The following is a 6,724-nucleotide window of genomic DNA, read 5'->3' on the forward strand; positions in this document are numbered from 1 at the left end:
TATTGGAATAAAGCTTATAGATACAATTGAAATAGGAAACTCTACTCTTGTTTAATAATCTTTTAATAATTTCTAGAATGCTTTATTAAAATGTAAAAATAAGTATTCATAAAGAATAAAACCAATCATATACATAATAACAAAAAATATACAAAAACAAAAGTATTTAGAAAATATGTGTTTTGGTGGATAATTATTATAGGCTAGATTTATAGAGGGCGTAATAAGATTAACTCTAACATAGCAAAGTAATAAAAATGTTCTTTAAAATTTAAATAATTAGATATTTATAGTATGTGGTATAATTGATTCATTATAACAAATGATTATTTATGAAAAACTTTTGAAAACTTTATAGGAGGGGAACTAAATGATATTATCAGGAAAACAGATTAGAAATAAGCTTGGAAAAGATATTATAATAGAGCCATATAATGAAAATCAATTAAATCCAAATAGTTATAATCTGAAATTACATAATGAGCTTCTTGTATATGAAGAGCTTACCTTAGATATGAAAAAAGAGAATAAATGTAGAAAGATTATGATACCACCAGAAGGTATTGTGTTAGAACCAAATAAACTTTACCTTGGTAGAACTAAAGAATTTACAGAGACAGATAAATTTGTTCCAATGCTTGAAGGAAGATCTTCGATAGGAAGACTTGGTTTATTTGTACATGTAACAGCAGGGTTTGGAGATGTTGGGTTTAGTGGATACTGGACATTAGAAATCCATTGTATTCAACCTATACGAATATATGCTGATGTTGAAATCTGCCAAATATATTATCATGCTATAGACGGTGATTATGATAAATATTTAAGTGGAAAATATCAAAATAATAAAGGAATTCAACCAAGTTTATTGTATAAAGACTTTGAAAACAAATAAAGGATTATAAAATCGCATTCTTCAAGAGTTTGGAGTTGCGATTTTTTTATTAAGCAATAGTATTATTACCAATATTATGTAGTATGTTGCAATTTCATATAATTTTATTAGATTATGTTGCACAAAGATATTACATATTTCTATGAATGAATGTTTTATTGGCAAGCCTAGGATAAAGATAACTTGGTTAATAATTGCAATTACATTACCAGTGACAGTAACAGCTATTTTATTATGTTTTCCTGGTAAATTAATAAAAAATGATATTAATACATTTCAATCAGCAAGTATAATAGTGCGTACTATCTTTAGTGCTGGTCTAGGGGCAGGTATTGTTGAGGAAATGGTTTTTAGAGGAATGATAATGAGAGCTTTTGATAAGCGCTTTGGAAAAATGACAGCTATTATTCTTCCGTCTTTTATTTTTGGACTAATACACTTAATTGGGATAAAAATGGATATTATTAGTATAGTATTACTTCTTATTGCTGGCACTAGTGTTGGTATTATGTTCTCGCTAATTGTATATGAAAGTGGCTCTGTATGGTGTAGTGCTATTGTCCATGGAATTTGGAATGTAATTATAATAGGTAGAATTTTAAATATTAGTGGTGTTTATCATGATAAAGCTATTTATTCTTATAAATTAGTGTCAGAATCAGTTATATTAACTGGTGGAGAAGTTGGAATAGAGTCATCAATAGTTCCTGTATTAGGTTATATTGTTGTTATTGCTTTTACATTGTTTTTAATGAAAAGAAAAGTTGAAAACTGTAACAATTAATATTTTTAGAAGCACTTAGGAGCTAATTATCTTAGGTGTTTTTTTATTTTGTACAAACTAATTATAGAATTTTTAAAGTCTTAACTTTTGATAAAATTTACTGTCAGATGTTTTTTTGAAATCAACAATCAAGAATGAAAATTTTAAGGAGAAAATTAAAAAAGAAATATAAAATTTTGATTCTTATTTTAATTTTTTATCCTAAAGTTTTTAATATCACTTATTTTTAGTTACAATATAATTTTAACCATTTTAATACTAGTAATATAATTTAAGTAAATATAACCATAATTTAGACGATAATAACAAATGTAGTTCTAAAAAAGAATAACAATTAATATATTAAATTATTTTATAAAAAAGGAGGGGAAGAATTAATGAATAGCGTAATATTAAGTTTTATTCCATTAATAATATTTGGAATCCCAGCTTTAGTGCTATGGGGACTAGGAATTTATGCTCTTGTATTATTAATTAAAGCTTTGAAGATTTATATCAAGAAAAATTCTTAGTAAAGTAAAAGTATAAATTAAATCAAGTACATTAAAATATAAGGTCATAATTGCAAATATATTATATTAGAAGTAAAGGTAGGTTTTCATTTGCTGGAGATAGATATTTTTCTTTCTGGTTATGTGCATATAAGGCAGATACTGAGGGAAATTCTATTATTTCATGGGATCATGATTTAGATGATGAAATTGAGGCAATGGAAAATAATATTATAGACTTTTTGAATGATATGGAAGAAGAAGTAATTTAATGATAAAAGGAGAATGTAAAATGGAAAGTATAGAGTTACCGTATATAATAAAGCCTATAATAATAAAAAAATATATAGTTATTTTGTATTTGATAATATTTATAATGATTCTATTTGCATCCGTGCATACAGGTAAATTTGATTCAGTTATGTTTATAAGTCAAAGTATAATTATGTCGCTTACACTATACATTTCTTATAAGGTTACCTTTAGGACTATTGAGGTTAAAAATGATTCATACACATACAAAGGTTTAACTAAAGCAATAACAGTTGATTATAAGAGTATAAGTAGAATTGGTATATTAGTAAGAAAGGGTAAAAATAATAGTTATAGCTTGATTTTAGTAGGAAAAGAGAACTGGCAAATTTCAAACATTGAGAAGTATAGAAAGAAAGATATTGAATTTCTAATAGATAGTATTAGTATTAAAAATAATGAAATTGCTAAGATTTCTGATGAATTTAAAAAGAATAATTTAATAGAAGTAAATTGGATACATGATAAAAATTAATAAAAAATATAACTAGTAATGTTACAAGATAGATCAATATTGTAATCATGAAAGTAATTTATACCTATATTTAAGGTCAAAACAATGTGATATTTATATGGTGTAGTATAATTAAATTATAATGTTAATATATTACAGAAGTTTTATTATTCAAGAAAGGGGTATATATTATGTTTAACAAAAACACTAACAATAGAAATTCCTTAAATAATACTATTGTAAACATAGTTATTTCAGTTTTGTGGGTTATATTAATTTGTATAATAATTAGTTCAATTATAATATGGGAAAAAACAAGTAATTTAGTTTATATTATATCAGGAGTTATTGGGACACTAGGAATTTTATTAAATATATATCTTTTATCAAAAGAAAAATCAAGAAAAAGTGAATAATAGCAAATAATATTATATTTAAATAGGAGAATAGGTAAGCTACTAAGTTAATACTTTTATTAAATAAATTAATAAAGATAAGTAAAAGATTGAAATATCACATTATTTTAGTAGTGTGATATTTTTTTTGTTGTGTAATACTAAAAAAGTGCACAATCTGTATAAAATGCAAGATAACTATGATAAATAGAAACACGAGCAATTCTCTTTGATAATTAAATTATAGGGTATTAAAAAGCTAAATATTTTTCACATTTTGGGAAATGTGCTGTATTTAAGTATATACATTCTATATAATTAACATTAATACAATTAAAATAGTAATTTGAGAGGTATTGATATGGAATTTAAATTGGCACTATTAGCAGTGAAAGATGTTAATGTTTCTAAACAGTTTTATAAGGAACTATTTGATCAAAAAGTTATTCTTGATTTAGGTAAAAATGTAACGTTTAGTGGTGGGTTTGCAATACAAGAGGATTTTGCGTGGCTTACAAATTTGTCTCCTAATTCTATTAAGGAGAAATCAAATAATATGGAATTATATTTTGAGGTAGATAACTTTGAAGCATTTATTAAAAAGATACAGGAGCACAAAAATATTGAGTATGTTCATCAGCCTAAAAAACATGAATGGCAACAAAGAGTTGTTCGAATTTATGATCCAGACCATCATATTATAGAGATAGGAGAATCTATGACAGTTATAGCAAAACGTTATCTTAATGATGGATATTCTATAGAGGAAACTTCAAAAATTATTCAACATCCTATTGAATTTGTTGAAATGTGTAAACAAAGCTGATGAATTCAGTTTATTAAACAAGCTAGTTTTAAGGGGGGAATGTTTTATGAATAAGGCAATTATTATTGGTGCAAGTAGTGGCATTGGAAGAGAATTGGCAAAAATTTTTCAAAAGAGAATTATAATATAGGATTAGCTGCAAGAAGAAGTAATTTGTTATCTGAGCTTCAAAAAGAATTACCTACAAAATCATATATAAAAAGTATTGATATTTCTAAACAAGATGAGGCAATGAGCAAATTAACTCAATTAATTAATGAAATGGGTGGTGTAGATTTAATAATAATAACTTCAGGTATTGGAGATTTAAATGAGGAATTAGATTGGAACAAAGAAAAAGAAGTAATTGATGTTAATGTATCTGGAGTTACATCAATGATAAATATTTCATTAAAACATTTCATGGAAAAAAACTCTGGCCAATTAGTGGTAATATCATCTGTTGGAGGTCTAAGAGGAAGTAGAGGAGCACCTTCATATAACGCTTCTAAAGCATTTCTTTCTAATTATTTAGAGGGAATAAGATGTAAAGTTAGAAAAAGTAACTCTAATATAACAATAACAGATATTAGACCAGGATTAGTAGATACAGATATGGCTAAAGGAGAAGGATTATTTTGGGTCCAACCCCTTGAAAAAGCATCATATCAAATATATGAGAAAATAAAACAAAAAAAGAAGATAGCATATGTAACTAAAAGATGGGGAGTTATGGCGTTTATTTTAAAACATATGCCTGATAGAATTTATTCTAAGTTATAAAAATAAATAACAGAGTGTAAAATCGCATTATTCAAAGAATTGGATCTGCGATTTTATTATTCAATACTAAGAAGGTGTACTTGGTTAACTAGAATATTAAACATTATATTTTACCAGCTATGAATTTATATAAAACTCCTTAATCTATTGAAATTACAGGGATAAAGTGGATTTTTTAAAATTTTTCTTAGAATTTTACAATCGCCTGGTAAAGTTTCCTTGAAACCTTGAAGTTTCAATGCCTTAGTGATATTATTGATTTTAGAGAATCGCTATTTTACTATAGATTTAATCTTAACATGGGATGTATAATAAACCTAGAACTTATGCCAAGAAAGAATATTCTAGTGCATTTAATCTTAACATGGGATGTATAATAAATATAGTATTCATTTACTAAACCCCCTTAGTACTAAAATTTAATCTTAACATGGGATGTATAATAAACGAGTATGATATCAACAATGATAGAGAAGAAAGTAAGTTTAACCTTAACATGGGATGTATTTAAATCCCACATTTTCATGTCATTCTAATGGTTAATCCTAGGTTTAACCTTAACATAGGATGTATTTAAATCCAGTATAGGTATATCTAAGTTACTCAATATATTGGGTTTAACCTTAACATAGGATGTATTTAAATTGAAAAAGTTATTTGAATTAAATAATGGTAATTTATATAAAAAAGGAATAGATTATTTATAGTAAAACACCTTTAAGTAGTGCGGAATACGTAATTCAATATTTAGAATTAAACCTAAAGAAATAGAAAATTTATAGTCAGCGGAGCTATTCTTTAAATTAACTGGAGTTAAAATATGTAAATGCGGGGTAGAATTACTATGTTAATTAGTTCAGTAACAACAATATATTTTTCACCGACAGGTACAACTAAAAAAATTATTACTTCAATTGTAAAAGGAATGGGAATAGTTAATAATAAAAAAATTGATTTAACCTTACCCAAAATAAGAGAAGCAAGTGCTCCACTAATTGATGGGGATATAGTGTTAATTGGAGTGCCTGTTTATGAAGAAAAAATTCCTGAAGTAGTATATGACTTTTTAGAAAACTTAAAAGGCACTGGAAATCCAGTTGTACTTGTTGGTGTTTATGGAAATATTGGTGAGGGTATAGTTTTAAATGAACTTGATTTTATAACTCAAAAGTCAGATTTTAAGGTAGTGGCGGCAGGTTTATTTATAGGAGAACACTCATTTTCTACAGAGGAAATACCCATTGCACAAAATCGCCCTAACAATGATGATTTAAACAAAGCAGAAGCATTTGGAAAAAATATAATGAAAAAAATGCAAAATATAAATAGTTTAAAGGATGTTTCGTTTAAAATCCCTCAAGGAAAACTACCATTAATAGCAAAGATAGTACCTAAAAATAGTGCTAGATTATTTACAAAAACTCCTTCAGTAGATATGAGTGAATGTAGTCACTGCAATATATGTGTGAAATTATGTCCTATGAGTGCAATTGATAAGGAAACTTTAGAAATAGATAAAGAACAATGTTTGCGTTGTTTTTGTTGTGTTAAAAGGTGTCCCAAAAAGGCAAGAAAAATTGTTTATAGACCGAGATTTCTGGTTTCAAAAGTATTAACAATGAAAAACAAAATTATAAAGGAACCAAAACTGTATTTGTAGGGTTTTATACATAATATTTGCATATTATATATTAATAAAAATAAATAATAAATTATAAAATCACATTATTCATAGCAAATTATACGAAGTTAGGCAGAAAAAACTCAAACCTTTGATTTGGGCTTGAGCTTAAAATTTACAGAAG

At 25.9% G+C, this 6,724-nt stretch carries 9 protein-coding genes; all 9 read left to right on the plus strand.

From position 1 onward, the window contains the following. Positions 1 to 370 precede the first annotated feature (370 nt). The 9 genes from dcd to KYD98_RS17545 all read left to right on the plus strand — a co-directional run bounded on the left by dcd (position 371) and on the right by KYD98_RS17545 (position 6,579). Positions 371 to 895, plus strand: a complete 525-nt coding sequence (gene dcd / locus KYD98_RS17510; protein WP_219781344.1) for a dCTP deaminase — start codon at positions 371 to 373, stop codon at positions 893 to 895. A gap of 142 nt (positions 896 to 1,037) precedes the next feature. Next, positions 1,038 to 1,679, plus strand: coding sequence for a CPBP family intramembrane glutamic endopeptidase (locus KYD98_RS17515; RefSeq protein WP_219781345.1), 642 nt, complete (start codon positions 1,038 to 1,040; stop codon positions 1,677 to 1,679). 377 nt (positions 1,680 to 2,056) lie between these two features. Then, positions 2,057 to 2,191: a hypothetical protein gene (locus KYD98_RS18345; protein ID WP_258049913.1), complete on the plus strand. Its 135-nt coding sequence runs from the start codon at positions 2,057 to 2,059 to the stop codon at positions 2,189 to 2,191. Positions 2,192 to 2,241: 50 nt separating this feature from the next. After that, on the plus strand, positions 2,242 to 2,442 hold the full coding sequence (locus KYD98_RS17520) for a hypothetical protein (RefSeq protein WP_258049914.1): 201 nt from the start codon (positions 2,242 to 2,244) through the stop codon (positions 2,440 to 2,442). A gap of 20 nt (positions 2,443 to 2,462) precedes the next feature. Next, complete coding sequence (locus KYD98_RS17525; RefSeq protein WP_219781346.1) at positions 2,463 to 2,957, plus strand: hypothetical protein; 495 nt, start codon at positions 2,463 to 2,465, stop codon at positions 2,955 to 2,957. Between the two features lie 170 nt (positions 2,958 to 3,127). Next, positions 3,128 to 3,352, plus strand: a complete 225-nt coding sequence (locus tag KYD98_RS17530; RefSeq protein ID WP_219781347.1) for a hypothetical protein — start codon at positions 3,128 to 3,130, stop codon at positions 3,350 to 3,352. Between the two features lie 340 nt (positions 3,353 to 3,692). After that, a complete protein-coding gene (locus KYD98_RS17535) occupies positions 3,693 to 4,157 on the plus strand; it encodes a glyoxalase/bleomycin resistance/dioxygenase family protein (RefSeq protein WP_219781348.1) in 465 nt (154 codons plus the stop codon). A gap of 153 nt (positions 4,158 to 4,310) precedes the next feature. Continuing rightward, on the plus strand, positions 4,311 to 4,919 hold the full coding sequence (locus tag KYD98_RS17540; RefSeq protein ID WP_258049916.1) for an SDR family NAD(P)-dependent oxidoreductase: 609 nt from the start codon (positions 4,311 to 4,313) through the stop codon (positions 4,917 to 4,919). A gap of 844 nt (positions 4,920 to 5,763) precedes the next feature. Then, on the plus strand, positions 5,764 to 6,579 hold the full coding sequence (locus tag KYD98_RS17545) for an EFR1 family ferrodoxin (RefSeq protein WP_219781349.1): 816 nt from the start codon (positions 5,764 to 5,766) through the stop codon (positions 6,577 to 6,579). The last annotated feature ends 145 nt before the right edge of the window (positions 6,580 to 6,724 follow it).

This window comes from Clostridium weizhouense (assembly GCF_019431045.1).
Classification (GTDB): domain Bacteria; phylum Bacillota; class Clostridia; order Clostridiales; family Clostridiaceae; genus Clostridium; species Clostridium weizhouense.